Origin of the sequence: Phenylobacterium haematophilum, assembly GCF_014196295.1 — a bacterium.
GTDB lineage: Bacteria > Pseudomonadota > Alphaproteobacteria > Caulobacterales > Caulobacteraceae > Phenylobacterium > Phenylobacterium haematophilum.
This window is the reverse complement of the sequence record NZ_JACIDK010000003.1, coordinates 282,088-307,614: the sequence shown is the minus strand read 5'-3', so window position 1 is coordinate 307,614 and position 25,527 is coordinate 282,088. Positions and strand designations below refer to the sequence as shown.

Genomic DNA, 25,527 nt, shown 5'->3' with positions numbered 1-25,527 from the left:
TCTTCCTCCTCTTAGGCCGGCTTCAGACCGGTCGAATGATGTGTCCTTCGTCGGGCCGCGCGCGGCCTTCCAGCACCTCGCGATAGGCGGCCAGAAGCCCCTCGGGACCCGTCGATTGCTTCAGCTTCAGCCAGCCGGCGTCGGCCACGAACTCGCCCAGCGCCGCCGTGAACCGCGCATCCAGCTCCTGCTGGGGCCACTCGGCCGCCCGCTTGCGGATCTGGTCGGGGGCGAAGAACAGCACCGGCTGCGGCCCGGCCAGAGCGCGCGGCGCGCGATCGCCGCTCCAGTGCGTCCCGCCGACGATGATGCTGCGCGCCAGGTCGCCGCCCAGGGCCGCGTGGACTGTCTCATTGACCCGCGCGTCGCCGGCGAAATCGACATAGACCGCCGGCCCCTCGACCTTCAGCGATCCCGCCTCGTCATACGGAACGATGCGGTCGTAGAGACCCAGCCCCGCCAGCGTCTGCGCATTGCCCGGCGAGGTCAGCCCCGCCACCGGCATCCCGCGCCGCCGCGCGAACCAGGCCAGGCCCATCGCCGTCTTGCTCGAGGCGCTCGACAGCACCAGGGTCTTCAACGCGCCGTCTTCCGACAGGAAGTCGTCCAGCAGCCACGAGGTCATGAACAGCGGCCGCAGCAGCGCCCGGTGATCGTCCATCGCGTCCTGCGGCGCTTCGGCATAGGCGTTGTAGGTCGGCGGCAGCTCGGCCCGGTGCGCCGAGGTGTCGACATAGCCGCCGCCCTTGCGCGCCAGCCTCGCGACGAAACTGCTCGACATCGGCAGATAGCCGAACACCCGCAGGCCGACCGGCGCGTCGGCGGCATTGGACTCCACCACCTTCGCAAAGCCCCAGACCGGGATCCGGCCCAGCCCTTCGCCGGCCGGGAAGAACTTCCAGTAGCCGAAGGCCTCGCCGATCAGGCCGTAGGTGATGTTGTTGGCGGTCAGCGAAAAGCGCTCGACCTCCAGCCGGACCTCGCCGTCGGCCAGGGGCGCTCGCGGCGCGGCCTCCCGCACTTCGATTTTGCGCAGATCGTCCTTCGCGACGAGCACATCCCAGTCCGACATCGCTTCCTCGCCTTTTTACGTTGTAAATTTATTACGTAAGAGCTAACCCAGGACAAGCACTTTCTTTGGGTCGAGTTTACCGATGCCCCGCGTCCTCTCCGAGTCCGATGTCGCCGACTTCCGCGAACGCCTGTGCGACGCGGCTGAAAAGCTGTTCGCCGACAAGGGACCGGACGCGGTGACCATGCGCCAGCTGGCGGCGGAGCTGGGTGTCAGCCCTATGACCCCCTACCGCTACTTCACCGACAAGGAAGACATCCTGGCGGCGGTGCGCACCAACGGCTTCAACCGCTTCGCCGAGGCCCTGGAGAGCGCGCTCTCGAACACCCAGGGCAGCGCCAAGGCCAAGAGCTCGGCGGTCGGCGAGGCCTATCTGAACTTCGCCTTCGAACATCCGCAGACCTACAAGCTGATGTTCGACCTCAACCAGCCGCACGAGAAGGACTACCCCGAGCTCGTCGCCGCCGCCGCCCGCGCCAACGCCATGCAGTCGGCCTACATCAAGGGCCTAGTCGAGGCCGGCGTCATGGAAGGCGACCCCGAGGAGATCGGCCGCATGTTCTGGGCCGCCACCCACGGCGCGGTGACTCTCGAACTAGCCGGCAAGCTGCCCAAGGGCATGGCACGCATCCTCAACCGCCAGCTCGGCCACGCCCTGGCCAAAGGCCTGCGCCCGGAGAGCTGACTTGGAGCCGCCCGCGCGCGAGTTCGAGGCCGATCGGTTCTTCGCGCTCTGGGCGGAGCTGGAGCGCGACGTCGCCAGCGACCGGCCGCCGCAGTTGGACGGCTTGCGCGACGCGGAGAACGAACCCTTCGCCTGCCGGCCGGCCGCCCCGGATTGGGGCTTCGCCGCAGCCGTTCTCCACGGCGGAAAGCTCGACTGGGCGGGCGGCGGCTGGACTAACATCTTCGGCCCACACGCGCCGGCGATTTCGCCCGCGGCCGCTCGCGCCGCCCGGTCCGGACGCACCTACGTCGTCCTCCAGGACCGCCGCGGCCAGGCCGTGTTGGCGGCGCTGGCGGCGCGACGTCATGCGGCCGCGTGGCCCGTCGTTGGCGCGCTCGCCAAGGCGTCGTCCGACAGCGCCCTTGTGGCCATGGTGTTCGCGCCGAGCCGTATGCCCGGCTTCGCTGACTTCGCCGCGCGCGTCTACCGCCTGACCCGGTCCGAGCGCGACCTTCTGGACCAACTGATGCAGGCCGACGACCTCGCCGCCATCGCCCAGCGGCTGGCGCTTTCGGAGGCCGCGATCCGCAAGCGCGTTCGGCGGTTGCTGAAGAGCACCGGAACCGATCGACGCGGGGCGTTGTTCGCGCGGCTGACGCGCCTGCTGGCCGACGAAAGCGTCTGCGACTGGGCGCGCGACGTCGGGTTGAAGCAAGCCCTGCGCGCCACGCCCGCACAGATGCGGCTCAGCCACCTTCTGGCCGAAGGCGCGTCGCTGCCGCAGGCCGCCGCCGCGCTGGGCCTCAGCGCCCATACGGTCCGCGACCAGGCGCGGGGCGTCCTCGCCAAGGCCGGCCAGACGCGCTTGGCCGAGCTGCCGCGCTTCCTGGCTGAAGCCCGCGCCCTGGTGGCGTTCGCCGAGGCCGACGAGACAGCCCCTTCCGATCGCGAGGGGTTGCTCGGCGCCACCCGGATCTTTCACCTGGCCAGGCGCCAGATCGCCGCCGCCGACTTCGGCTCCCCGGACGGCGAACCGGTGCTGTTCGTGCATGGCGGCATGGGATCGCGCCGCGTGGCGACCCGCCTGTGCACGGCGCTCCAGGCCCACGGCTATCGGCCTCTGGGCGTCGACCGGCCAGGTTTCGGCCTTACCGACCCCGCCGCCGGCGATCCGTTCGTCGCCGCGGCCGCGGACATGGCGGCGCTGCTCGACGCACTGGGCATCGAGCGCGTGCGGCTGCTGGCCAGGGACGGCGGCGCGCCGGCGGCGCTCGCCTTCGCCGCGCTCCATCCTGGCCGCGTGCAGGCCGGAGTGCTGATTTCACCGCGCCCGCCCCAAGCGCCCCTTCCCGGTCTGCAGCTCATCGACGGATGGATCCGCCTCGGCGCGCAACATCCAGGCGCGATCATCTCGACCTACGCCTTGTTGCGCCGCAAGGCCGGCGTGCGGCTGACCGAGACGCTGATCCGGCGCCTGTTCGGCGCCCATCCCGCCGACGCGGCCCTCATCGAGGATCCGGTCTGGCGCCATGCGGCGGTGGCCGAACTTCTGACCTGCGGCGCGCGCACAGCCGCAGGGCTGGCCGCCGAACAGACCGCCTATCCGGTCTGGCGCCCTCCGCTTCTCGCCGGCGGCGCGCCCTGGACGGTCGTGACCGGCGGCGCCGATCCGCTGTGGGGCGCGGCTCAGGACGATCCCTGGCGCGCCCTGCCCGGCCTGCGCCACGTCCGCTTCGCCGAGGCCGGGCGCTTCCTGCAGGACACCCACGCCCACGAGATCGCCGCCCTGCTCTGAGGAGGTATCCAAAGCGGGGATGCGAGCCGCGCCGTACGCGTGAAATCCTCGGTTCCGACCTATGGGGGGAGCCTTGAGATGTTCAGACTGTTAGCGTGTGCGACGGCGGCGTTGGCCTTGACCACGGGCGAGGCGCGCGGCCTTGAGCGGCCTGCCGCCCTCGACGCGCCGATCGAGCTGCCCTCGGCCCCGCCGCAAAAATTCACCCGCAACGTCCTGGCCGGCGACAAGGTGCGCGCCAGCATCTTCGTGCCGTCTTACCGTGTCTCGTTCATGGTCAGCGCCCGTGCGACGGCCAGCACCACCGACACCCGCGCCACCGCCGAGACGGTGCTGAGCGGGGCCGAGCCCGAGCTGATCCAGGCCATCACGGACCGTGCCTATGCCGACTTCGTCGAGCGCCTCACCGCCGCCGGCTTTACAGTGATCACGCCCGACGCCTGGCGAGCCACGCCCGGAGCAGGCCAGCTCAAGGCGGGCGCGGGTCAAATCGAAATTCAGACCATGAGCAACCTCGGCGCCCGCCAGTCCTACGCCCTGGTTCATCCGACCGGGCTCGGCTCGTGGCCGGAGAGCGCCATGCCCGTCAACCTTGGCGCTGTGCGGGCCATGACCCGCGACCTCGACGCCACCATGGTCGCCCCACGCTTCACCGTGAACTACGCCTATGTTCAGGCGTCCGGAGGCGGTCCGATGGCCATCCTCGCCCGCGGCGCCCAGGCCTCCTACCGGCCGATGGTGCACGGAGGTCCTGTGATCGGAGGCTTCTCGATGGAACCCTGGCGCGTTCGCGTCGGCCAGCACGGCGGATTCTTCGAGTACAAGGTCGACGGCTCTCTGGAAGCGCCGGGCGAGTTCGGCCTGGTCCAGGGCGACCGCGGCCCGGCCCGTTCCACCTCCACAGGCGGACAGTCGGTGGATACCTGGGAAAGCCGGCTCGGCTATGTCAGCCAGGCCCAAGCCATCGGCCGGTTCGAAGTCGATCCGGAGGCCTACACCCGGCTGGCGCTCCAAGCCTTGGCGCTTCAGAACCAGGTCGCGGTCGATGAACTGCGCAAGGCCCGGCGCTGATCGCAGCCTCTTGACGCCCCTTGCGACAACCGCGCCATCTTCCTGATCAACGATAAGGGAGAGGGAGCGTCAGATGGTCCAACCGTTCGAGGTCGCATGGAGCGACCAGGCCGTGCAGACGGTGCTCGACCTGGTCCGCGCCTATCCCTGGCCGCCCGCCCCGGAGGTTCCCGACGGCTGGGCCTACGGCTGCGACGGAGCCTATCTCAAGGACCTCTGCGCCCACTGGACCGGAGCCTATGACTGGCGCGCGGCCGTGGCGGACCTCAACCGCTTCCCGCAGTTCACGGCGCGGGTCGAAGACTACGACCTGCATTTCCTGCACGTGGTCGGCGAGGCTGGCGGCCAGCGGCCGCTTCTGCTCACCCACGGCTGGCCGGGCTCGCACTATGAGTTCTGGGGCTCGATCGAGAAGCTCGCCTTCCCCAGCCGCTTCGGCGGCGACGCGAAGGACGCCTTCGACCTGGTGATCCCGTCGTTGCCGGGCTTCGGCTTCTCGTCCAAGCCGGTCCGCCCGATCGGCCAGCGCACAACCGCCCGGCTGTTCAACACCCTGATGACCCAGGTGCTCGGCTATGACCGCTACCTCGCCCAGGGCGGCGACTGGGGGGCAATGGTCACCTCCTGGCTCGGCCACGAACACGGCGCCCACGTCCGCGCCATCCACCTCAACATGATGGCCCTGCGCCCGTTCGGCGGGCCCAAGGACGAGGCCGAGGTCGCCTGGCTGACCCGCCAGGGCCAGATGATGGAGCTGATGGGCGCCTACTTCCGGCTCCAGGCCTCCAAGCCGCAGTCGCTGGCCTGGATGGGGGCGGGCAACCCGGTCGGCCAGGCCGCCTGGATCGCCGAGCGGTTTCACGACTGGTCGGACCTGCGCGAAAAGCCCTTCGACGTGGTCCACCCCAAGGACAAGCTGCTGACCAACATCATGCTCTACGTGATGACCGGCAGCTTCACGACGGGGGCCTGGTACTATCGCGGCTTCCTCGAAGAGGGCGGCGTGGCCCTCGCCGAAGGCCAGCGCTGCGAGACCCCGACCGCCTTCGCCAACTTCCCGGGCGAACCGCTCTACACCGCCCCGCCGCGCGGCTGGGCCGAGCGCGCTTACAATATCGTCCGCTGGAGCGACCAGCCGCGCGGCGGCCATTTCGCCGCCATGGAGGAGCCCGACCTCTTCGTCGCCGATGTCCAGGCCTGGGGCCGGGAGGCTTAGGCCCCCTCGGTCACCGCCGCGATCGCGCCGATCAGCCGTTCCAGCTCCACCGGCTTGGGCACCAGCACGTCCATGCCGGCGGCGCGGTATTCGGCCTCGTGGTGGGCCATGGCGTTGGCGGTGAGCGCAATGATCGGCGTGCGCGCCAGGCCCTGCTCGGCCTCGCGCTCACGGATCGCCCGCGCCGCGGTGGGGCCGTCCATCACCGGCATCTGCACGTCCATGAGGATCACGTCCCAGCCGCCCTCCTGCGCTGCGGCGACCGCCGCCGCGCCGTCCTCGACGCAGCGCAGTTCCACGCCCAGCTGGTCCAGCAGCGTCTTCAGCACCAGCCGGTTGACTGGATTGTCCTCGGCCGCCAGCACCCGCAGCTCGCCGGCCGGAGCTGCAGCGGGCGCCGCGCGCGCCGGCTTTGGCGCGAGCTTGGCCCGCACCAGCGGCAGCGTCACGGTGAAGCTCGCACCCTCGCCGGGCTGCGAGGCGACGGCGATGGTCCCGCCCATCAGCTCGGCCAGTTCCCGGCAGATCGCCAGCCCCAGTCCCGAGCCGCCATAGCGACGGGTGGTCGAGGCGTCCTCCTGCACGAACTTCTGGAACAGGGCCCCCTGGCGCTCCGGTGCGATGCCCGGCCCGGAGTCCGAGACCTCGACCACCAGCCTGCCGGCCCGCCGCAGCGCCCGCACCCGGACATAGCCTTGCGCCGTGAACTTGACCGCGTTGGAGACCAGGTTGTGCACGATCTGGCGCACACGGGTCGGGTCGCCGACCCACACCCCCCTCAGCGCCGGCTCGATCTCCAGTTCTAGCGCCAAGCCTTTTTCCGCCGCCAACGGCCCGAAGGTCGACTCCGCCCCCTGCATCAGGGCGATGATGTCGATCGCCCCGTCCTCCAGGTCCAGCCGTCCGGCCTCGATCCTCGACAGGTCAAGCAGGTCGTTGAGCAGCACCAGCAGCGTTTCGCCGGCCTGGCGGACGACCCCGAGCCGCTCGCGCTGGCGCGGGCTCAGCTCGTCCCGCTCCATCGCCTGGGCCATGCCCAGCACGCCGTTCAGCGGCGTGCGGATCTCGTGGCTCATGGTCGCCAGGAACGCCGACTTGGCGACATTGGCGGCGTTGGCCTGGTCGCGCGCGCGCTTCAGCGACGAGTTGAGCACCTTCAGTCGCCGCTCAGAGCGCTTAAGGTCTTCGATCGACTGGGTGATGACCACGCAGCGCACCGGACCCTCGCCCTGGAACCGCGCGGCGGTCAGCCGGAACCATTCGCCGTCCCTGGCCTGGTAGGCGCGTGAGAAGCTCGCCGCGTCGCCGGCGATCACCGAGCGCACGCCGCGCACCAGCGCCTTGCCGCGACCGCCGGGCAAGCCATGAAACACCCCGAACAGGTTGCGCCCCATCGGATAGGCGTCTGCACCTACGCGCTCGGCGCCGAGCTTCCTGAAGGCGGAATTGGCCGCGATGATCGCGCCGTTCTCGTCGATCACCGTCAGATAGGCCGGCAAGCCGTCGATCACACCGCGCCCGAAGCGCTCGGACTCGCGCAGCTCGGCGATGGCTTCGCGCTGGGCGGTGACGTTCTGGCTCGCGCCGTGCAACGCCACGCAGCGGCCATCGACCATCAGCGGCTCGCCCATCACCCGCACCCAGATAATCTCGCCGTCGGCCCGGCGGGCCCGCGCCTCGAAGTCGATCGGGATGCCGGTGGACATCGCTTCGCGCAGGTGTTCCAGCACCCACTCCCGGTCCTCGTCGGCATAGACCGCCAGCGACGCGATGTGATCGTCGACCGCCGGCCGGCCGAACAGTTCGGCCAGTTCCGGGCTCCAGCGCACCACGCCTTCCACCAGGTCGACTTCCCAGCCCCCAAGCCGCGCCAGCCGGCCCGCCGATTTCAGCGCCAGCGAGGCGGCCTTCAGCCGCTCGCGGGTGGCGTGCGCAGCCGAGATGTCGGCCGTGATCACGACGAAGCCGTCCAGCGTCCCGTCCGCCGCATAGCTCGGCCGCATGTCGACATCGACGTGAATGCGTCGCCCGTCCTTGGTCTGGTCGACGACCTCGGTCCGGAAGCCTTCGCCGACCGCCACGGCCGTGTCCATGACCGCCCAGGCGTCGGGGTCGGCGTCCGGGCAGCGCACCACCTCGGCCAGCGTGCGCCCCTTCACCTCGTCGAACTCATAGCCGGTCATTGCCGTAAAGCCGTCGTTGACCCAGTCGATCCGTCCCGCCGGATCGCACAGCACCACCGAATGCGGCGTCAGCCGGGCCACGCTCGCCAACCGTGAGGTGAGGTCGGCCGCCTTCGAACCACCCATACGCTACGCTCCCCCTGGCGGCACCATGCCGGACGTCTATGAAAAAAACAGAAAACGCCCGCTTTCGCCGTCGCGTGGGGCCGCGCTACCAAGTCGTTCATGGCCCGCTACGATTTCGCCTCCGACAACACCGCCCCCGCCGCGCCTGAAGCGATCGAGGCGCTCGTCGCCGCCAACACCGGTTTCACCTCCGGCTACGGAACTGACGCCGTCAGCGCGCGCGCGGCCGACGCCGTCCGCGCCCTGCTCGACGCCGACGCCGAGGTCCGCTTCGTCGCCTCCGGCACCGCCGCCAACGCCATCGCCCTAGCCGCGCTCTGCCGCCCGTTCGAAGCGGTGCTGGCCCACGAGCACGCCCACGTCTGCACCGACGAGACCGGCGCTCCCGGCTTCTTCGGCCACGGGCTCGGCCTGGTCGGTCTGCCCGGCGCCTCGGGCCGCATCGACCCGGCCGCCCTCGCCGCGCAGCTGACTCGGCCCGACGTGGCTCACCGCCAGTTCCCCGTCGCCCTCTCGCTGACCAACGCCACCGAGTACGGCACGGTCTATTCGGTCGAGGAGCTCGCCGCCCTCACCGCCCCTGCCAAGGCCAAGGGACTCGGCGTCCACCTCGACGGCGCGCGGCTGGCCAACGCCGCGGCCGCCGGCTTCGACCTCAAGGCGATCGGCTCGCTCGGGGTCGACATCCTGGTGGTCGGCGGGACCAAGGCCGGCATGACCGCCACCGAGGCGGTGGTGATCTTCGACCGCGCCCTCGCCCGGCGCTTTGACGCCAGGTTGAAGCAGTCGGGCCAATTGCCGTCCAAGGGCCGCTTCTACGCCGCGCCGTTCATCGGCATGCTGGAAAGCGGCGCCTTCGTCGCCCGCGCCGCCCACGCCAACGCCATGGCCCGACGGCTGGCCGAACTCTCGCCCTTCCCGCTGCGCCATCCCGTCGAGGCCAACGCCGTCTTCGTCGACATGGACGATGCGACGCTCGGCCGCCTCCACGCCGCAGGCTGGTTCGCCTATCGCTTCCTCGACGGCTCCGTGCGCTTCATGTGTTCCTGGGCCGTCACCCCGGACAGCGTCGAGGAACTCGGCGCGACGCTCAGAGCCATCGTCTGACGTCCAGCGCGTTTGCGATGTGCCGCAGTCAGGCGCGAACCGATCGCCGCTCCGGCGCGAACCGCGCCAGGCGACCGTGGATGATGTCCTCGGCCTCGCGGACGATGCGGCTGATCAGCTCCTCGCACGACGGAATGTCGTGGATCAGGCCCTGGACCATCCCTGCCGACCAGATGCCGTGCTCCGGATCGCCGGCCTCGTAGACCACCTTGCCGCGAGACCCGGCGACCAGGTCCTTCACGTCTTCGAACGTCGCGCCGCCGCGGCGCTCGATCGCCACTACCTCGTCGGAGACGGCGTTCTTAGCGACCCGCGCGGTGTTGTGCATGGTGCGGAAGATCAGGTTGGTGGCCCGCTCGTCGTTGGCGACGATCTGCTCCTTCACCTTCTGATGGATCGGGCTTTCCTTGGTGCACATGAAGCGAGTGCCCATGTTGACGCCGTCGGCGCCCAGCGCCAGCGCCGCCACCAGCCCGCGCGCATCGCCGAAGCCGCCCGAGGCGATCATCGGGATCTTCACCTTGTCGGCCGCGGCCGGGATCAGGATCAGGCCGGGAATGTCGTCCTCGCCGGGGTGGCCGGCGCACTCGAAGCCGTCGATCGAGATCGCATCCACGCCCATCCGCTCGGCCGACAGGGCGTGGCGGACCGCCGTGCACTTGTGGATCACCTTGATCCCGTGCGCCTTGAAGTGATCGACGTGTTCCTGCGGCTTGTAGCCGGCGGTCTCCACGACCGTGACGCCGCTGTCGATGATCGCTTGGCGGTACTCGGCGTAGGGCGGCGGGGTGATCGCCGGCAGGATGGTCAGGTTCACGCCGAACGGCTTGTCGGTCAGCTTGCGGCAGCGGTCGATCTCGCGCCGCAGGTCATCGGGCGTAGGCTGTGTCAGGGCGGTGATGAAGCCCAGGCCGCCGGCGTTGGCGACCGCCGCGACCAGCTCGGCGCGACCGACCCACTGCATCCCGCCCTGGACGATCGGATGCTCGACGCCCACGAGCTCGGTGAAACGGGTTTTCAAGGCCATCGCGCCCTCCAAACGGTTGTTTGGACGACACTGAGCCCGGCGCCGGTGCGTCAGGCAAGCCTGTTTGGATTCGCTGCTACTGCAGCCCGCTGCGCCCGATCGCATAGAAGCGGTCGGCGCGCTGCTTCTTCAGTTCTTCGGCGCTGAGCTTGGCGATCTGGGCCAGTTCGTCGGCGATCACGTCGCCAACGGCCGAGACCATCGCTTCCTTGTCGGAGTGCGCGCCGCCGGGCGGCTCGGCGATGATACGGTCCACGATCTTCATGCCGATCAGGTCCTGGGCGGTGATCTTCATCGCCTTGGCCGCTTCCTCGGCCGTGCGCGCGCCGCGCCACAGGATCGAATTGGCGCCTTCCGGCGGGATCACCGAATAGATCGCGTGCTCAAGGATCAGCACCCGGTTGCCGCAGGCGATGCCCAGCGCCCCGCCCGAGCCGCCCTCGCCGGTGACGATGGCGATCATCGGCACTTCCAGCATCAGGCACTTCTCTGTCGAGCGCGCGATCGCCTCGGCCACGCCGCGTTCTTCCGAGCCGACGCCCGGATAGGCGGCCGGGGTGTCGACGAAGCTGATGACCGGCAGGTTGAAGCGCTCGGCCAGCTCCATCAGGCGGATGGCCTTGCGATAGCCCTCGGGCCGCGCATAGCCGAAATTGTGCTTCACCCGGCTGACGGTGTCGCGGCCCTTCTCATGGCCGATGACCACCACCGGCTGGCCGCGGAACCGGCCGAGGCCCCCGATCAGCGCCTGGTCGTCGGCGAACTTGCGGTCGCCGCGCAGTTCCACGAACTCGTCGATCAGCCCGCCGACATAGTCGACGAAGTGCGGCCGGTCCGGATGGCGCGCGACCTGGGTCTTCTGCCAGGCGTCCAGCTTCGAATAGGCTTGGCGCCGGACTTCCTGGGCGCGGGCGCGCAGCGCCTCGATCTCGGCGTCCAGGGTTCCCGAGCCGGTCGTCTCCGACAGCTTCGACAGTTCCTCGATCTTCGCTTCGAGGTCGGCGATGGGGCGCTCGAACTCGAGATAGTGTGCGGCCATTCGAGGAATCTTCTCTTTCCGTTTGCGGAAGCGGCGGAAACTAGGCTCGAAGCGCCCGCCTCACAACCCCGAGGAACAGCCATCGGGCCCCCGGCGTCAAGCCGCCACCGCCGCTCCGCTGCAACTGCCCTGCCCCGCTCACGTTTTGTTGCGGTCCAGGAGATCGACCATGCACGTCACCAGAACCGCCGTCGCCGCCGCCGCGCTTCTCGCGGCCGCCGCCTCGCCCGCCCTCGCCCAGTACCCGTACCAGGGCCAATATCAGGGCCAGTACCAAGGTCAGTATCAGAACCAATATCCGCCGCCCGCGGCCAATCCGTACTCCGACCCGCGGCCGACGCCGCAGTACCAGTACGACCAGAGCCGCTATCAGGCCGACCGCGCCGCATACGAACAGTCCCGCCAGGACTACGAGGTCGCCCGCGCCAACTGGGAGCGCTCGCGCGAACAGTACGACCGACGCTACGGCTACGGCGCCTATGCCCGCGCCTACGGCCCGGCCCCCACCTGGAGGGCGCCCAGCTACCAGCCGGCGACCGGCGCGCCGTCCACCAGCCAGAGCCGCTTCGACTACGAACAGCGCCTGGCCGCCTACGACCGCGCGCGGGCCGACTACGATCGTCGCTGGGGCGCCGGCGCCTATCAGCGCGCCTATGGCCCTCCCCCGGTGTGGAGCGCCGACAGCTACGCCCAGGACGCATCGACCACCGCCTACATCAGCAACGATCCGTCCTGCACCAACAGCAAGACCAACCGCTCCATCGGCGGTGCTCTGATCGGCGCCCTGCTCGGCAGTGCGCTCGGCTCCAACGTCGCGGCCAGCGGCGTGCGGACCGAAGGCGCGGTTCTGGGCGCCCTGGTCGGCGGCGGCATCGGCCTCGGGGTCGGCCGCGCCTCGGCCAAGTGCGACGAGCGCGGCTACTACTACAGCTACGACCAGACCATCCCGTATCGAGAGAGCGACTTCGACCGCTCCCGCCGGTCAGGCCAGTACGGCTACAACGACTACGACCGCATGCAGTGCCGCCTGGCCCCAGCCCAGGTCTCCAGCAGCGAGCAGCGCTACGTCCGGGTCTGCCCCGACGGCACGGGCCGATACCGGATCACCGGTTGAGGCGCGCGGCCAGGTCGTCCTTCTCCCCCCGCGGGAGAAGGGGCCATGCGCCCTACTTCTTCGCCAACGGGTGCTTGCTTTGCACCACCTCGCGCAGCCGCTCGCCGGCGACGTGGGTGTAGATCTGTGTGGTGGCGATGTCGGCATGGCCCAGCAGCTTCTGCACCACCCGCAAGTCCGCCCCGCCTTCCAGCAGGTGGGTCGCGAAGGCGTGGCGCAGGACGTGCGGGCTGACCCGCGCCGGATCGATCCCGGCGTCGGCCGCCGCCTCGTCCAGCAGCTGGGCGAAGCGCCGCGGCGTCAGCCGCCCCGCCTTGCTGCGTGAGGGGAACAGCCAGGGATTGGCGCCGTCGCCTTTCGGCAGGAAGTCCTCGCGGACCTCCAGATAGGCCTTCACCGCCGCCCGCGCGGCGTCGTTCAGCGGCGCCAGCCGCTCCTTGCCGCCCTTGCCCTTGACGATCAGGTAGGCCGGATCGCGCGCCAGCACCGACAGCGGCAGCCCCGTCAGCTCCGAGATCCGCAGGCCCGAGGCGTAGGCCAGCTCGATCATGCAGGCCAGCCGCAGCCCCTGCCCGCCATCGCGCGCGCCGGCCGCCGCGATGATCGCGTCGACCTCCGAGCGGCTCAGCACCTTGGGCAGCGGCCGGCCCTTCTTGGGGGCGTCGACCCGCCGCGAGGGATCATCGCTCCGCCAGCCCTCGCCCAGCACGAACCGATAGAACTGCCGCACGGCCGAGCGCCGCCGCGCCGCCGTCGCCGGCGACATGCCGCGGTCGCTCAGCGCGGCGAAATAAGCCTCGATCTGCTCGGCTCCCGCGGTGCTCAGATCAACGCCGCGCCCTTTGAGAAACGCCTGCGCATCGGCCAGATCCTTCCCATAGGCGGTCAGCGTGTTGCGGGCGCTGGCCCGCTCGCCGGCCATCATCTCCAGGAAGGCTTCGATCCAGCCGGCGCCGTTCATCTCTGCGCCAGCAACCCTTCCACGGCGAAGGCCCGCGCATCGGCTTCCAGCCCCGCGGCCCGCAGGGCGCGGACGATCCGCGCGCGGTCGCCGGTCGCAGGTCCGGCTGCTCCCGCGTCGGCGCTGATCCACAGCGCCAGCAACGCGGTCTCGCCCATCAGCCTGGCCTCGCCGGCCAGGTCCAGAGCCAGGCCCCGCGCCACCGTCGCCTTACCGGCCTCGGCGCCGGCGAACTTGGCGAACTCTCCGCGCGCCTGCGGCGTCATCGGCGCGCCCAGTGCCGCCAGCAGGATCGCCGCGTTCTGCATCTTGCCGCGGGTCTTGGCGTCGGCGACCGCGCCGCGCTCGACCAGCCGGTCCAAGGTCGGGCCGTCCGCCTTGCCGCCCGCTGCTGCGATCAGGCCGTCCAGCAGCGCCAGCTCGTTCACCGGCGTGGCGTCGGCCGTCAGCCCGGCGCGCAGGGTCTGGGCCCCGGCCAGGTCGCCGACGGCCACCGCCGCCATCGCCGCCTGCAACGGCCCCGGCCCGCTTTCGATGCTCCAGGTCGCCGCCCCTGGCTCTTCCGCCGCCAGGGCCGCGGCCACCGCCGGCGCCGGCGTCGCGGCGGCGAGGTCCAGCCCCAGGCTGCGCGACAGAGCGTAGTCCAGTCCGCCCCGCAGCGAAGCCGCGCCCGGATTCCCGGTCCCGGCCAGCTTGGCGCCCATCAGCCGCCCGTACACAGCGTCGCGCGCCACGCCCTGGGCCAGATCGAAGGTCACACGCGCCGCGTCGGACTGGCCGTCGCGCGCCAGGCAATAGGCTCGCAGCCGCAGCCAGTAGATCTCCTCGCGGCCGCTCGCCAGGCGCTCCCCGATGTCGCAGGCGCGCTCGTCCTGGCCGGCCAGCAGCGCCGCCTCGGCGCCGGCCTGCGCCATCGCCGGATTGCTTTCCAGGCCCGAGGTCCGCGACAGGATCGTCCCGGCGTCCTTGACCCCGCCCTGGGCGACCAGCGCGGCGATCCGCACACCGGCCAGGTCGCGGTCCTGACCTGCGCCCTCCGGGCCGTTGGCGCCGGTCGCCAGCACCCGCCGGGCCAGCGCTGCGGCGGCCGGCGACAGCGGCTTGACCGCGATCAGCGGCAGCACCGTGCGGGCCGTCTCGACCGAAGCGCCGCGCCACAGGTCGGCGGGCAGTCCGGTGTCGCGCGCGCCGTTGGCGAAGAAGTCGGGCGCCGCCAGCGGCGTCACTTCCACGGCTGGCTGAGCAAGGGCGGGATCGGCGCCGATCAGAAGGGCGCCGAGCGTCAGGACAGTAAGCTTACGGCTCATCCCTGCCAGCTTTGCAGTACGGTCAACTTGGCGTCGAGGCACATGCTCGTGTAAGACCCTGGCCGTTCATGGACCGTTACACACCGCTGCGCGCCCGCACCATCACCCTCGTGGGCCTGATGGGGGTCGGCAAATCAAGCGTCGGCCGCCGCCTCGCCAACGCGCTCGACCTGCCGTTCAAGGACGCCGACGTCGAGATCGAGGCCGCCGCCGGCCGCTCCATTCCCGATATCTTCGCCGAGATGGGCGAGCCCGCCTTCCGCGAAGGCGAACGCCGGGTGATCGCCCGGCTGCTGGAAAACCCGCCGCACGTGCTGGCCACCGGCGGCGGGGCCTTCATGAACGACGAGACCCGCGCGCTGATCAAGGAACGCTCGATCTCGGTCTGGCTGAAGGCGGACCTCGAAGTGCTGGTCCGTCGGGTCTCGCGCAAGGACAGCCGCCCGCTGCTCTCGGGCAAGGACCCGCTGGCCGTGCTCACCGAGCTCGCCGAGAAACGCTATCCTGTCTACGCCGAGGCCGACATCACTGTCGAAACCGGCGACACGGCCCATCACGTCACCGTCGACCAGGTGATCCGCGCCCTGACCCGCCACCTCGAGGAACAAGCCCCATGAGCCGCACCGTCCGCGTTGGCCTCGGCGATCGGGCCTACGACGTCGTGGTTGGCGGGGACCTGCTCGGCCGGGCCGGCGTGCTGCTCGCCCCGCTGCTCAAGCAGGGCCGCACCGCCATCGTCAGCGACGAGACGGTGTGGAAGCTGCATGGCCAAGCCCTTACCGACGCCCTCGCCGCGGCCGGGATTTCGTCCCAGTCCATCGTCGTCCCGCCCGGCGAACCGACCAAGAGCTGGGACGGGCTTTCGGACGTCTGCGACCGACTTCTGGAGCTGGAACTGGACCGCGGCGACCTGATCATCGCCTTCGGCGGCGGCGTGGTCGGGGACCTCGCGGGCTTCGCAGCTGCGATCTACAAGCGCGGCGTCGACTTCATCCAGATCCCGACCACCCTGCTGGCCCAGGTGGACTCGTCGGTCGGCGGCAAGACCGCCATCGACACTCCGCGCGGCAAGAACCTGATCGGCGCCTTCCACCAGCCCCGGCTGGTCCTGGCCGACCTCGACCTGCTGGCCACCCTGCCCGACCGCGAGATGCGCGCCGGCTACGCCGAGATCATCAAGTACGGCCTACTCGGAGACTTCGCCTTCTTCGAGTGGCTGGAGGCCAACGGCGCGGCCGTGCTCGCGCGCGATCCTGACGCGCTCGCCTACGCCGTCGCCCGCTCGGTCGAGATGAAGGCCGAGATCGTCGAAGCCGACGAAAAGGAAGCCGGCCGCCGCGCCCTGCTCAACCTCGGCCACACCTTCGGCCACGCGCTGGAGGCCGAGACCGGCTACGGCGAGGCCCTGCTGCACGGCGAGGCCGTGGCCGCCGGCAGCGCCATCGCCTTCCGCTTCTCGGCCGCGCAAGGCCTGTGCTCGGCCCAGGACGCCCAGCGCGCCGAGACCGCCATCGCCGCCGCCGGCCTGCCCACGCGCCTCGACCAGGTCGGCTCAGGCGCCTTCGACGCGCGCAAGCTCGTGCGCCACATGGCTCAGGACAAGAAGGCCGAGGGCGGGCGCCTGACCTTCATCCTCGCGCGTGCTCTGGGCGACGCCTTCGTCGCCAAGAACGTCGATGGCGAAGCGGTGCGCCAGTTTCTGGTCGCCGAAGGCGCGCATCCGTGACGATCGTCGCCGTCCTCGCGGGTCTGGCCCCCGCGCTGGTCATCCTGCTCTCGCTCTCCGGCCTCATCTCCGCCGCCGAAACCTCGATGACCGCCGCCAGCCGGGCGCGGATGCATCAGTTGGAGCGGGAGGGCGACCGCGCCGCCAAGCGCATCAATCGCATGATGGCCGATCAGGAGAAGATGATCGGGGCCATTCTGCTTTCGAACAACGTGATCAACATCGGCGCCTCGGCGCTCACCACCCTGGCGCTGTCCGCCGCCTTCCCGGGCCCGGTCGGCGCGCTGCTCGCCACCGTGGTGATGACAGTGCTGATCGTCGTGTTCAGCGAGATCCTGCCCAAGACCCTGGCCATCGCCCGCGCCGACGACGTCGCCCGCTTCCTGTCGATCCCCACCTGGTGGGTGGTGCGGATCTTCGGCCCCCTCGCCAACGGCGCCCAGTGGATCGTTCGCCTGACCCTGCGCCCGTTCGGCATCAAGCTGTCGATGGAGACCGACGTGCTGGCCGCCCACGAGGAGATCCGCGGCGCGGTCGAGTACCACCACTCCGAAGGCCTGGTGGAAGCCAGCGACCGCCACATGCTCGGCGGCGTGCTCGACCTGTCGGAGATGGACGTGACCCAGGTCATGGTCCACCGGCGCTCGATCTCGATGATCGACGCGGCCCTGTCGCCCAAGCAGTTGCTGGGCGAGCTCTTGGAGACCGGCCACAGCCGCGTTCCGCTCTACCGCGACGACCCGGAGAACATCGTCGGCGTGCTGCACGCTAAGGACGTGCTGACCGCCCTGGCCGCCGCGCCGCTCGAAAGCATCGACCTGCCGGCCCTCGCCCGCGAGCCGTGGTTCATCCCCGAGACCACTTCGCTCAAGGACCAGCTTGCCGCCTTCCTCAAACGCCAGAACCATTTCGCCCTGGTCGTCGACGAGTACGGGGCCCTGCAGGGCCTGATCACGCTCGAGGACATCCTTGAGGAGATCGTCGGCGAGATCGAGGATGAGCACGACAGCGCCCTCGACGGCGTGCGCCGTCAGACCGACGGCTCGGTGGTCGTCGATGGCTGGGTGGCGATCCGCGACCTCAATCGCGCCCTCGACTGGGACCTGCCCGACGACGACGCTGTCACCGTCGCCGGCCTGGTCATTCACGAGGCCCAGACCATTCCCAAGGTGGGCCAGACCTGGACCTTCTACGGTCACCGCTTCCAGATCGTCCGGCGTGAACGCAATCAGATCACCTCCATGAAGATCTGGCCGACCCCGCCACGCGAGCCGGACTAGTCGGTTTGGTTAGCCTCTTGACCTAGCTGGTAAAACAACCTTCGTTTGCTGCCCAACTCGGCACAGTCTGGGGCGCCGTGCGATACCGTGAGCATGACTGAGACGACGTCCGCCAGGATCGAGGCGCTGGAAGCGCGCCTGGCGAGCGCTCGCGCGGCCCTCGCCGAAGAGACCGTCCGCGCCGACGCTCTCAACCGCATCGCTGCGGCCATCGGGGCCGGCGGCGATCTTGATCAGGTCGTGCAGATCGTCGTCGACGGCGGCGTGGAGCTGACCGGCGCCGCCTTCGGCGCCTTTTTCTATACGGCCTTCGACGACAACGGCGATACGCTGACCCTCTACTCGCTGTCGGGCGCGCCGCGCTCGGCCTTCGACCACTTCCCGATGGTCCGCAGGACCGCGGTTTTCGCCCCGACCTTCGACGGTGAAGGCATCCTGCGCAGCGACGACATCACCACCGACCCACGCTACGGCCGCAACGCCCCGTTCCACGGCATGCCTAAGGGCCATTTGCCGGTGCGCAGCTATATGGGCGTGCCGGTGATCTCCCGTTCGGGCGAGGTGCTGGGCGCGCTGCTGTTCGGCCATCCCGAACCGGGCCGCTTCTCCGAACGTCTGGAGCACCTGATGGCTGGGGTCGGGGCCCAGGCCGCCGTCGCCATCGACAATGTCCGCCTGCACCAGGCCGCGCGCGCCGAGGTCCGCGAGCGCGTGCTGGCCGAGGAGCGCCAACGACTGCTGCTCAACGAGCTGAACCATCGGGTCAAAAACACCCTGGCCTCGGTGCAATCCCTGGCCCGCCAGAGCTTGGTTAACGCCAAGGATATCGACACCTATTACAAGGCGTTCGAAGCCCGGCTTATGGCCCTGTCCCAGACCCACAACCTGCTCACCGCCCAGAACTGGGAAGGCGCCAGCCTGTTCGACATCCTGGCCGCCGAGCTGCGCCCCTACAGCGGCGGACGCCAGGGCGGCGGCGCGCGGTTCACCATCCAGGGCGAGCAGGACGTGCGCCTGCGGCCCAAGGCTGCGGTGGCGCTCGGCATGGCTTTCCACGAGTTGGCGACCAACGCCGTCAAATACGGCGCGCTGTCGACGCCGGCCGGCCACGTCGCGTTGCGCCTGCGCCTCGACGACCAGCCGTCGGACCGCCGCCTGATGATCGAGTGGACCGAGTCCGGCGGACCCGCAGTGGTCAAGCCGGACCGCCAGGGCTTCGGCAGCCGACTTCTCGAACGCGGACTTGCGGGAGAATTGGCTGGCCGCGTTCGACTGGACTATCATCCGACCGGGTTGTCCTGCCGGATGGACCTTCCCCTTCACGTCTTGGAGCCCTCCGAATGACCGGACTTAGCGATCTGGCCGGCCTGCGGGTCTTAGTGGTCGAAGATGAGATGATGGTCTCGATGCTGATCGAGGACATGCTTCAAGACCTCGGCTGCAAGGTGGTCGGGCCAGCCTCCCGGCTCGAAGAGGCCATCGAGCTGGCCAATAACGAAGAACTCGACTGCGCGGTGCTGGACGTGAACCTCGGCGGCCAGCCGATCTTCCCGCTGGCCGACCTGCTGCGCGAAAAAGGCGCCCCTTTCGCCTTCGCCACCGGCTACGGCGACGCCGGCCTGCGCGACGCCGACAAGGGCTCGCCCGTCCTCCAGAAGCCCTTCCGCGAAGGCGACCTCGCCCGCATCCTCGGCGAACTCCTGCCGAGGGTGGGGTAGCGCCCACAGCTGTCATCCCGGTTTGCGCAGCAAGACCGGGCCCCATAGACACCAGATCTCGAAAGCTATGGCGCGGCCGCGCCCTCTTCCGCCGCCACGGCGCGAATGGGTCCCGGACAGCCGCTGGGCGGCTTCCGGGATGACATTCTCAAATCGTTACAGCCCCTTCGCCATCAGCCCGGCCAGCACCTTGTCCGGGGTCATCGGATAGTCGCGCAGCCGCACGCCGGTGGCGTTGTAGATGGCGTTGGCGATCGCCGCCCCGGCCCCGGCGATGCCCAGCTCTCCGACCCCCTTGATGCCCATCGGGTTGGCCTTGTCGTCGGCCTCGTCTAGGAACATCGAATCCAGGTCGACGATGTCGGCGTGCACCGGCGCCAGGTACTCGGCCATGTCCTGGTTCACGAACGAGCCGAAGCGCGGATCCACGGCGTTGACCTCGGTCAGCGCCGTGCCGACGCCCCAGATCATCCCGCCGGTGATCTGGCTCTTGGCGGTCTTGGCGTTGAGGATCCGCCCGGCGGCGAACACGCCGAACATCTTGCGCAGCCGCACCTCGCCGGTGATCTGATTCACCCCCACCTCGGCGAAGTGCGCGCCGTAGGTGTGCTGTGAATAGTCCCGCGCGTCGGCCGCCGGAGCGATCGAGCCCTCGACATAGACGCCCTCCGGCGCGGCCCGCCGCACCAGCGCCGCCAGCGTCTCGCTGCGGTTCTCGATGGCGATGTTGCCGTTCTCGAACGTCACGTACTCGGCCGGTCCGCCGTAGAGCGGCGAGTTCGGATCGCCGACCGCCAGTTCGGTCAACGCCCGGCGCAGGTTCATCCCAGCCTCGAACGCCGCCGAGCCCGCCGTCGCCGCCCCGAACTGGCCGCCTGACCCGGGGGCCGGCGGGAAGTCGCTATCGCCGATCTCGACCCGCACATGGCCCAGCGGGACCCCCAGGGTCTCTGCGGTGATCTGCTGCAGAATCGTATAGGTGCCGGTGCCGATGTCGGTCATGCCCTGGCGCAGGGTGATGATCCCGCCGGCGTCGATCCGCACCCCGGCCTTGGCCGGCAGCAGGAAGTTTCCGCGGATCGCCGCGGCCATGCCCATGCCGACCATCCAGCGCCCGTCGCGCACCTGGCCGGGGACCGGGTTGCGGCGCTCCCAGCCGAACCGCTGCGCGCCCTCGGTCATGCAGCGCACGAGTTGGCGGATCGAGAACGGCTTGCCGGTCTCCGGGTCGATCTCCGGCTCGTTGCGGATGCGCAGTTCGATCGGGTCGAGGCCCAGCTTCTCGGCCAACTCGTCCATCGCGCATTCCAGGCTGAGCATGCCCGGCGCCTCGCCCGGCGCGCGCATCGGCCCGGCGTGCGGCAGGTCCATTCGCACCAGCCGGTGGCCGGTCAGCCGATTGGGCGCCGCATAGAGGTTGCGCGAGAAATTAGCCGCGTGCTCGGTGAAGGTCGCCTCCCGCGCGCAGTGCGTCGTCGCCTCGACGGCGAAGGCGGTCAGCCGTCCGTCCGGCTCGGCGCCCAGCCGAACCCGCATGTTCACCGCCGGGCGGTGAATGGTGCCGTGGAACATCTGCTGGCGCGTGTAGGCGACCTTGACCGGCCGCTTCAGGGCCCGCGCCGCCAGCGCGGACAGGATCAGGTCGTCATAGGGCTGGCCCTTCCCGCCGAACCCGCCGCCGATGTAGCGGGTCAGCAGGTGCACGTCGCTCGAGGGGATCGCCAGGGTCTCGGCAAGGGCGTGCTGGCCGCCCTTCACCATCTGGATCGAGGTGTGGACCGTGACCTTGTCGCCCTCCCACCAGGCGATGGTGGCGCAAGGCTCCATCTGCACGTGGTTCTGGACCGGGCTGAAATAGGTCTCGTCGACGGTCACCGGCGCCGCGGCGTAGGCGCCGTGGAAGTCGCCGATATGCACGTCCTCCTCGTCCGGCGGCAGGGTCGCCTGGTCGAAGCTGGCCAGGAAGTCGACCACCGCCGGCTCGGCCGCATACTCGACCTTGACCAGCTCGGCCGCAGCCCTGGCGTTCTCGAAGGTGTCGGCCACCACGAAGGCGACGCTCTGGCCGTAGTATTCGACCCGATCGCTCCCGAGCGCCGGGTTCGAGGCCCGCTGGCTGCGCGGATTGGCCCGCGTCCCGCGCGGCGCCTGGGTCGGAACGTTCAGGTGCGTCCAGACCAGTTGCACGCCCGGCGCGGCTTCGGCGGCGGCCGTATCCACCGACGTCACCTTTCCGCGCGGGATCGTCGCGGTGACCAGCACGCCGATGGCCGGCGGAGAGGGGGCCACGGTGTCATAGGCATAGGGCGCGGTCCCGGTGACCTTGAGCGCCCCTTCGTAGCGGTCGACGCCCTTGCCGATCACGCCGCCGCGGTTCTCGGTGACGGGGTTGGGCTCGGCCCAGTCGCGGACAGAGGTCATCGGGCGCTCCCGGCGTCTTCGATGGTCGCGGCCGCCAGCCGGCGGACCAGGGCGATCTTGTGCGTGCGGCGGTCGTCGGCTCCCGCGCGGGCCATTTCGGCGGTCGCAGCCTCGGCCGGGCTCGCGCCGGCGGCCAGCGCGGCCTCGGCCTGCTCGGCGCGCCAGGGCTTGGCGGCCACGGCGCCGAACGCCACCCGTCCCCCGGCCACCGCCACCATGGCCAGGCCGTGGGCGTAGGACGCCCGGTCGCGGACCTTGGCGTAGGCCTGGCCGCCGGCCGGCGGCGGCGGCAGCACCACCGTGGTGATCAGTTCGCCGGCCGCCAGGTCCGTCTCCACCTGCGGCGTCGCGCCGGGCAGCCGGTGCAACGCCTCGACCTTGATCGTCCGCGTCCCGCCATCCGGGGTCATGGTCTCGACGCTGGCGTCGAGCGCGGTCAGCGCCACCGCCATGTCCGAGGTGTGTGTCGCGATGCAGGCCTCGCTGGCGCCGAAGATCGCGCCATAGCCGCCCGGCCCGCCGATCGCGCTGCAGCCCGAGCCGGGCTCGCGCTTATTGCAAGGCTTGGCCGTGTCGTAGAAATAGTCGCAGCGCGTCCGCTGCAGCAGGTTGCCGGCCGTCGTCGCCTTGTTGCGCAGCTGGCCCGAGGCCCCGGCCAGGATCGCCCGCGCCAGCACCGGATAGAGCTCGCGCACCTTCGGATGCGCCGCCAGTCTGGCGTTGGTCATCGCCCCGCCGATCCGCAGGCCGCCCTCGGCGGTCGCCTCGATGCCGGCGAACGGCAGCCGTCCGACGTCGACCAGGTGGGTCGGCCGCTCGATCTCCAGCTTCATCAGGTCCAGCAGGTTGGTGCCGCCGGCGAGGAACTTCGCGCCGGGGGTCTCGGCCACCGCCTTCACTGCGGCCTGGGCGTTGCTGGCCCGCTCGTAGGTGAACGGCTTCATGCGACCTCTCCGGCCAGGTCGCGGATCGCCGCCAGGATCTGCGGATAGGCCGAGCAGCGACAGATGTTGCCGCTCATCCGCTCACGGATCTCAGCGTCGGTCAGCGCCGTCGGCGCGGTCAGGTCGGCGGTCTCACGGCTGGCCCAGCCGTCCGCCGCCTCCTGCAGCATGCCGACCGTCGAGCAGATCTGCCCGGGGGTGCAGTAGCCGCACTGCAGGGCGTCGTTCTCCAGGAACGCCTGCTGCACCGGATGCAGCGCGCCCGGCTGGCCCAGGCCCTCGATGGTGGTGACCTGGTCGCCGTCGTGCATCGCCAGGATCGAGAGGCAGGAGTTGATTCGCACCCCGTTCACAAGCACGGTGCACGCGCCGCATTGGCCGTGGTCGCAGCCCTTCTTCGATCCGGTAAGCCCCAGATGCTCGCGCAGGGCGTCAAGCAGGGTGGTCCGCGGATCGACGTCGAGCGTTTGCGCCGTCCCATTGACCGTGATCGTCGTTTGCATCCCCACCTCCCCTGATGTGAGCGCTCACATACACTGCTATTATGCGGGCCCAGCAACGAACGTTCAAACGCTCGTTCTGGTCCCCGGTATTGTTTTTTAGGCCGCCTCTCCGGGCGCCAGCGCCTTTACCGAAAGCGCGTGCACCGGACCGGCCAGTTCGTCCGCCAGGGCCTTGTAGACCAGCCGCTGGCGCACCACCTTCGACACCCCGGCGAAGGCCGCGGACTCGATCAACACATTGAAGTGGCTTTCGCCGCCCTCCCGAGCGCCGCTATGACCGGCATGCCGGTCGGAGTCGTCGACGACTTCCAGGCGGGTGGGCGAAAACGCCGCGTCAAGCTTGTGGTGGATGGCCTCAAATATGGCGCCCATCGTATCGATGTTCAATTCTTGAAAGGGACTCAGGGAGCTTCATACTTGGGCCATGGCCGGCGCGTTTCAATACAAGCCTAAGTTCGTCGATATCCGTGTGCGTCCCCCCGGTTCCGAGGAGGAGGCCAAGCGGAATGACGATGTTTATGCGCTCAAGCCCGGCGAACGGGCTTGCGAACATCCGGGCTGCCGGACGGCGGCGACGGCGCGCGCGCCGAAATCCCGCGACATGCTCAACGAGCACTACTGGTTCTGCCAGCCGCACGCGGCCGAGTACAACAAGCAGTGGGACTTCTTCGCCGGCATGAGCGAGGGCGAGATCCGCAAGCGCCAGGCTCAGAGCGCGGTCGGGGACCGCCCGACCTGGCAGTTCAAGGCCAGCAAGTTCTCGCGTGAGGCCGCCGGGGCCGCCCATGGCTTCGGCAAGGGTGAGGGCTATGCCGACCCGTTCAGCCTGTTCGGCGCCAGCTCGCGGCCGCAGGCCAAGGCCGAGCCGGCCCGCCGCCTCGGCAAGCTCGAGCGCAACGCCCTGGCCGACCTCGACCTCGACGAGGACGCCGACGGCCCGACCATCCGCGCCCGCTACATCGAGCTGGTCAAGCGCACCCACCCCGACTCCAACGGCGGCGACCGCTCGGCCGAGCACAAGCTCCAGCGGGTGATCAAGGCCTACCAGATGCTGAAGAAAGCCAAGATGGCCTGAGGGCCGGGCAGGAGGTTCGCTCCCGCCCGGCGCCGCGATCAGCGGCCGCCCATGCCCTGGATCAGGACCTTGCTCGCCGAACTGGACAGTTCGACGGCCCCGGCCGACCAGCGTTCCGGCTCCGCCCGCATCGTGTACCGGCGAGTGGAGCTGGTGCCGACGCCGCCAAGCACCCCGATGGCGTTCGCCGCGAACTCCGCGGCCTTGTGTCCGCCGGTGGTGCTGTCGTCGAAGGTGCCGAAATCGCCGCCCACCGCCACGGGCTCCGACAGCGTCGCCATCGCGATGCGGCCGCTGGGCGCATAGGCGAACACCTTCGACACTTCCGGGACGATCGCCAGGCCTGCCTTTACCGAGACGGCCGAGCTGTTCCGGAACCAGCCGCCATAGGTCTCGGCATTGGCGAAGTCGACGATGTAGAAGGCGTTGACCACCGCCTGCCCGCTCGAACGCGCATAGCTGGCGCCGCCCATGCTGATGCCGATGGCGCTGCGGTTGCCGGCGAAGCCGGGCGCGCTGATCTGGCCAAGCACTTCTCTCGGCAGCCAGACGCCGCCGATCGAGCTTGGCGAAAAAACCTTCGCCTTGGCCCGAGAGTCTCTGGCCAGAATGACGTCGCGCTCCAGCCCGTTCTCCAGCGGCGCGGCGTTGCTGCGTCCGAACGCCTCCACCACCGCCGCTCGGTCGCCAGGCGCGTAGCCGGACTTTCGCAGCTGTCCCAGGAAGTCCTCGTAGGCGGCGTCCGTCACCCGCTGGAAATCGGCGTCGCTGACGCCCTCCAGGGCGCTGCGGGCCGTGGATCGTCCCCCGAAGCCGCCGCCCATAAGCCCGCCGCCGGCGCGGGCGGTGTCGGTCCGGTCGGTCAGGAAGGCGATGGTGAAGCTGCCGACGGCGACGTTGTTGACCCCCGCCATCGCTGCGGCTTGCTGCGACTTGACGCTCTGCGCCCGCGCGGCGGCCGGCGGCGCCAGCCCCGAGGCGATCAGCCCGAACGAAATTCTGCGCCGATTGAGTTGAACCATGCCAGTCGCCCCCCCTGAAGCGCGGCCGATCGAAAGCCGCACCGTGACGACTAGGCGCAACCCTCCGTGGCGCCCCTCCCCATTTGGGGGCGATCGCGCCGCTTGGCTCGGCGATCGGTGTTGTGCGACGGTCGGGCGGTAGGACTTGGCGAC

23 protein-coding genes are annotated in these 25,527 nt (G+C 70.0%); 12 read left to right on the top strand and 11 right to left on the bottom strand.

What is annotated here, in order from left to right; translation table 11 throughout:
- Positions 1–22: 22 nt before the first annotated feature.
- The gene (locus GGQ61_RS12310) at positions 23–1,072 is read right to left on the bottom strand and encodes a DUF2855 family protein (protein WP_183773173.1); all 1,050 of its coding nucleotides are present in this window, start codon (positions 1,070–1,072) and stop codon (positions 23–25) included.
- Positions 1,073–1,154: 82 nt separating this feature from the next.
- Here GGQ61_RS12310 and GGQ61_RS12305 point away from each other — a divergent pair, with 82 nt between their 5' ends.
- The 4 genes from GGQ61_RS12305 (at position 1,155) to GGQ61_RS12290 (ending at position 5,821) form a co-directional block, all read left to right on the top strand.
- The gene (locus GGQ61_RS12305) at positions 1,155–1,757 is read left to right on the top strand and encodes a TetR/AcrR family transcriptional regulator (protein ID WP_183773170.1); all 603 of its coding nucleotides are present in this window, start codon (positions 1,155–1,157) and stop codon (positions 1,755–1,757) included.
- Position 1,758: 1 nt separating this feature from the next.
- Positions 1,759–3,534, top strand: coding sequence for an alpha/beta fold hydrolase (locus GGQ61_RS12300; protein ID WP_183773168.1), 1,776 nt, complete (start codon positions 1,759–1,761; stop codon positions 3,532–3,534).
- A 78-nt stretch (positions 3,535–3,612) separates the two neighbouring features.
- On the top strand, positions 3,613–4,605 hold the full coding sequence (locus GGQ61_RS12295; RefSeq protein ID WP_183773166.1) for a hypothetical protein: 993 nt from the start codon (positions 3,613–3,615) through the stop codon (positions 4,603–4,605).
- Positions 4,606–4,678: 73 nt separating this feature from the next.
- Entirely contained in the window at positions 4,679–5,821 is a 1,143-nt protein-coding gene (locus tag GGQ61_RS12290) for an epoxide hydrolase family protein (protein WP_183773164.1), read from the top strand.
- Here GGQ61_RS12290 and GGQ61_RS12285 read toward each other — a convergent pair.
- A complete protein-coding gene (locus tag GGQ61_RS12285) occupies positions 5,818–8,130 on the bottom strand; it encodes an ATP-binding protein (protein WP_183773162.1) in 2,313 nt (770 codons plus the stop codon). The genes GGQ61_RS12290 and GGQ61_RS12285 overlap by 4 nt on opposite strands.
- Before the next feature lie 99 nt (positions 8,131–8,229).
- Here GGQ61_RS12285 and GGQ61_RS12280 point away from each other — a divergent pair, with 99 nt between their 5' ends.
- The gene (locus GGQ61_RS12280; RefSeq protein WP_183773160.1) at positions 8,230–9,237 is read left to right on the top strand and encodes a beta-eliminating lyase-related protein; all 1,008 of its coding nucleotides are present in this window, start codon (positions 8,230–8,232) and stop codon (positions 9,235–9,237) included.
- Positions 9,238–9,265: 28 nt separating this feature from the next.
- Here the strand turns inward: GGQ61_RS12280 and GGQ61_RS12275 are convergent, their stop codons facing one another.
- Positions 9,266–10,264: an NAD(P)H-dependent flavin oxidoreductase gene (locus GGQ61_RS12275; RefSeq protein WP_183773158.1), complete on the bottom strand. Its 999-nt coding sequence runs from the start codon at positions 10,262–10,264 to the stop codon at positions 9,266–9,268.
- Between the two features lie 76 nt (positions 10,265–10,340).
- Complete coding sequence (locus tag GGQ61_RS12270; protein ID WP_183773156.1) at positions 10,341–11,303, bottom strand: acetyl-CoA carboxylase carboxyltransferase subunit alpha; 963 nt, start codon at positions 11,301–11,303, stop codon at positions 10,341–10,343.
- Between the two features lie 169 nt (positions 11,304–11,472).
- Here GGQ61_RS12270 and GGQ61_RS12265 point away from each other — a divergent pair, with 169 nt between their 5' ends.
- On the top strand, positions 11,473–12,417 hold the full coding sequence (locus GGQ61_RS12265; RefSeq protein WP_183773154.1) for a hypothetical protein: 945 nt from the start codon (positions 11,473–11,475) through the stop codon (positions 12,415–12,417).
- Between the two features lie 52 nt (positions 12,418–12,469).
- On the opposite strand, the gene GGQ61_RS12260 is transcribed toward GGQ61_RS12265, so the two are convergent.
- Together GGQ61_RS12260 and GGQ61_RS12255 are read right to left on the bottom strand one after the other, a co-directional pair.
- Positions 12,470–13,378, bottom strand: a complete 909-nt coding sequence (locus tag GGQ61_RS12260) for a site-specific tyrosine recombinase XerD (RefSeq protein ID WP_183773152.1) — start codon at positions 13,376–13,378, stop codon at positions 12,470–12,472.
- Complete coding sequence (locus GGQ61_RS12255) at positions 13,375–14,685, bottom strand: hypothetical protein (protein WP_183773150.1); 1,311 nt, start codon at positions 14,683–14,685, stop codon at positions 13,375–13,377. Before GGQ61_RS12255 ends, GGQ61_RS12260 begins: the two co-directional genes overlap by 4 nt.
- Positions 14,686–14,753: 68 nt before the next feature.
- Here GGQ61_RS12255 and GGQ61_RS12250 point away from each other — a divergent pair, with 68 nt between their 5' ends.
- The 5 genes from GGQ61_RS12250 to GGQ61_RS12230 all read left to right on the top strand — a co-directional run bounded on the left by GGQ61_RS12250 (position 14,754) and on the right by GGQ61_RS12230 (position 19,409).
- On the top strand, positions 14,754–15,302 hold the full coding sequence (locus tag GGQ61_RS12250) for a shikimate kinase (protein ID WP_183773148.1): 549 nt from the start codon (positions 14,754–14,756) through the stop codon (positions 15,300–15,302).
- Positions 15,299–16,411 carry a 3-dehydroquinate synthase gene (gene aroB / locus GGQ61_RS12245; RefSeq protein ID WP_183773146.1) on the top strand — a complete coding sequence of 371 codons (1,113 nt, stop codon included), beginning with the start codon at positions 15,299–15,301 and terminating at the stop codon, positions 16,409–16,411. Before GGQ61_RS12250 ends, aroB begins: the two co-directional genes overlap by 4 nt.
- A gap of 2 nt (positions 16,412–16,413) precedes the next feature.
- Complete coding sequence (locus GGQ61_RS12240; RefSeq protein ID WP_183773827.1) at positions 16,414–17,691, top strand: CNNM domain-containing protein; 1,278 nt, start codon at positions 16,414–16,416, stop codon at positions 17,689–17,691.
- Between the two features lie 93 nt (positions 17,692–17,784).
- A complete protein-coding gene (locus GGQ61_RS12235) occupies positions 17,785–19,035 on the top strand; it encodes an HWE histidine kinase domain-containing protein (protein WP_183773144.1) in 1,251 nt (416 codons plus the stop codon).
- Positions 19,032–19,409, top strand: a complete 378-nt coding sequence (locus tag GGQ61_RS12230; protein ID WP_183773142.1) for a response regulator — start codon at positions 19,032–19,034, stop codon at positions 19,407–19,409. The genes GGQ61_RS12235 and GGQ61_RS12230 overlap by 4 nt, the downstream gene beginning before the upstream one ends.
- Positions 19,410–19,565: 156 nt before the next feature.
- On the opposite strand, the gene GGQ61_RS12225 is transcribed toward GGQ61_RS12230, so the two are convergent.
- The 4 genes from GGQ61_RS12225 to GGQ61_RS12210 all read right to left on the bottom strand — a co-directional run bounded on the left by GGQ61_RS12225 (position 19,566) and on the right by GGQ61_RS12210 (position 23,649).
- Positions 19,566–21,830, bottom strand: a complete 2,265-nt coding sequence (locus GGQ61_RS12225; protein WP_183773140.1) for a xanthine dehydrogenase family protein molybdopterin-binding subunit — start codon at positions 21,828–21,830, stop codon at positions 19,566–19,568.
- The gene (locus GGQ61_RS12220) at positions 21,827–22,774 is read right to left on the bottom strand and encodes an FAD binding domain-containing protein (RefSeq protein ID WP_183773138.1); all 948 of its coding nucleotides are present in this window, start codon (positions 22,772–22,774) and stop codon (positions 21,827–21,829) included. Before GGQ61_RS12220 ends, GGQ61_RS12225 begins: the two co-directional genes overlap by 4 nt.
- On the bottom strand, positions 22,771–23,277 hold the full coding sequence (locus GGQ61_RS12215; protein WP_183773136.1) for a 2Fe-2S iron-sulfur cluster-binding protein: 507 nt from the start codon (positions 23,275–23,277) through the stop codon (positions 22,771–22,773). Before GGQ61_RS12215 ends, GGQ61_RS12220 begins: the two co-directional genes overlap by 4 nt.
- A gap of 96 nt (positions 23,278–23,373) precedes the next feature.
- Complete coding sequence (locus tag GGQ61_RS12210; protein WP_183773825.1) at positions 23,374–23,649, bottom strand: BolA family protein; 276 nt, start codon at positions 23,647–23,649, stop codon at positions 23,374–23,376.
- A gap of 52 nt (positions 23,650–23,701) precedes the next feature.
- On the opposite strand from GGQ61_RS12210, the gene GGQ61_RS12205 reads away from it, so the two are divergent.
- A complete protein-coding gene (locus GGQ61_RS12205; protein ID WP_183773134.1) occupies positions 23,702–24,352 on the top strand; it encodes a J domain-containing protein in 651 nt (216 codons plus the stop codon).
- A gap of 38 nt (positions 24,353–24,390) precedes the next feature.
- Here the strand turns inward: GGQ61_RS12205 and GGQ61_RS12200 are convergent, their stop codons facing one another.
- Positions 24,391–25,374 carry a hypothetical protein gene (locus GGQ61_RS12200; protein WP_183773132.1) on the bottom strand — a complete coding sequence of 328 codons (984 nt, stop codon included), beginning with the start codon at positions 25,372–25,374 and terminating at the stop codon, positions 24,391–24,393.
- Positions 25,375–25,527 lie beyond the last annotated feature (153 nt).

Excerpts from the sequence above, each read along its gene's own strand:
- GGQ61_RS12280 (WP_183773160.1), top strand. The coding sequence starts at position 8,230 with ATGGCCCGCTACGATTTCGCCTCCGACAACACCGCCCCCGCCGCGCCT.
- aroB (WP_183773146.1), top strand. The coding sequence starts at position 15,299 with ATGAGCCGCACCGTCCGCGTTGGCCTCGGCGATCGGGCCTACGACGTC.
- GGQ61_RS12285 (WP_183773162.1), bottom strand. The coding sequence starts at position 8,130 with ATGGGTGGTTCGAAGGCGGCCGACCTCACCTCACGGTTGGCGAGCGTG.
- GGQ61_RS12235 (WP_183773144.1), top strand. The coding sequence starts at position 17,785 with ATGACTGAGACGACGTCCGCCAGGATCGAGGCGCTGGAAGCGCGCCTG.
- GGQ61_RS12260 (WP_183773152.1), bottom strand. The coding sequence starts at position 13,378 with ATGAACGGCGCCGGCTGGATCGAAGCCTTCCTGGAGATGATGGCCGGC.
- GGQ61_RS12220 (WP_183773138.1), bottom strand. The coding sequence starts at position 22,774 with ATGAAGCCGTTCACCTACGAGCGGGCCAGCAACGCCCAGGCCGCAGTG.
- GGQ61_RS12270 (WP_183773156.1), bottom strand. The coding sequence starts at position 11,303 with ATGGCCGCACACTATCTCGAGTTCGAGCGCCCCATCGCCGACCTCGAA.
- GGQ61_RS12310 (WP_183773173.1), bottom strand. The coding sequence starts at position 1,072 with ATGTCGGACTGGGATGTGCTCGTCGCGAAGGACGATCTGCGCAAAATC.
- GGQ61_RS12205 (WP_183773134.1), top strand. The coding sequence starts at position 23,702 with ATGGCCGGCGCGTTTCAATACAAGCCTAAGTTCGTCGATATCCGTGTG.
- GGQ61_RS12305 (WP_183773170.1), top strand. The coding sequence starts at position 1,155 with ATGCCCCGCGTCCTCTCCGAGTCCGATGTCGCCGACTTCCGCGAACGC.
- GGQ61_RS12210 (WP_183773825.1), bottom strand. The coding sequence starts at position 23,649 with ATGGGCGCCATATTTGAGGCCATCCACCACAAGCTTGACGCGGCGTTT.
- GGQ61_RS12215 (WP_183773136.1), bottom strand. The coding sequence starts at position 23,277 with ATGCAAACGACGATCACGGTCAATGGGACGGCGCAAACGCTCGACGTC.
- GGQ61_RS12295 (WP_183773166.1), top strand. The coding sequence starts at position 3,613 with ATGTTCAGACTGTTAGCGTGTGCGACGGCGGCGTTGGCCTTGACCACG.
- GGQ61_RS12290 (WP_183773164.1), top strand. The coding sequence starts at position 4,679 with ATGGTCCAACCGTTCGAGGTCGCATGGAGCGACCAGGCCGTGCAGACG.
- GGQ61_RS12275 (WP_183773158.1), bottom strand. The coding sequence starts at position 10,264 with ATGGCCTTGAAAACCCGTTTCACCGAGCTCGTGGGCGTCGAGCATCCG.
- GGQ61_RS12250 (WP_183773148.1), top strand. The coding sequence starts at position 14,754 with ATGGACCGTTACACACCGCTGCGCGCCCGCACCATCACCCTCGTGGGC.
- GGQ61_RS12225 (WP_183773140.1), bottom strand. The coding sequence starts at position 21,830 with ATGACCTCTGTCCGCGACTGGGCCGAGCCCAACCCCGTCACCGAGAAC.
- GGQ61_RS12230 (WP_183773142.1), top strand. The coding sequence starts at position 19,032 with ATGACCGGACTTAGCGATCTGGCCGGCCTGCGGGTCTTAGTGGTCGAA.
- GGQ61_RS12255 (WP_183773150.1), bottom strand. The coding sequence starts at position 14,685 with ATGAGCCGTAAGCTTACTGTCCTGACGCTCGGCGCCCTTCTGATCGGC.
- GGQ61_RS12265 (WP_183773154.1), top strand. The coding sequence starts at position 11,473 with ATGCACGTCACCAGAACCGCCGTCGCCGCCGCCGCGCTTCTCGCGGCC.
- GGQ61_RS12200 (WP_183773132.1), bottom strand. The coding sequence starts at position 25,374 with ATGGTTCAACTCAATCGGCGCAGAATTTCGTTCGGGCTGATCGCCTCG.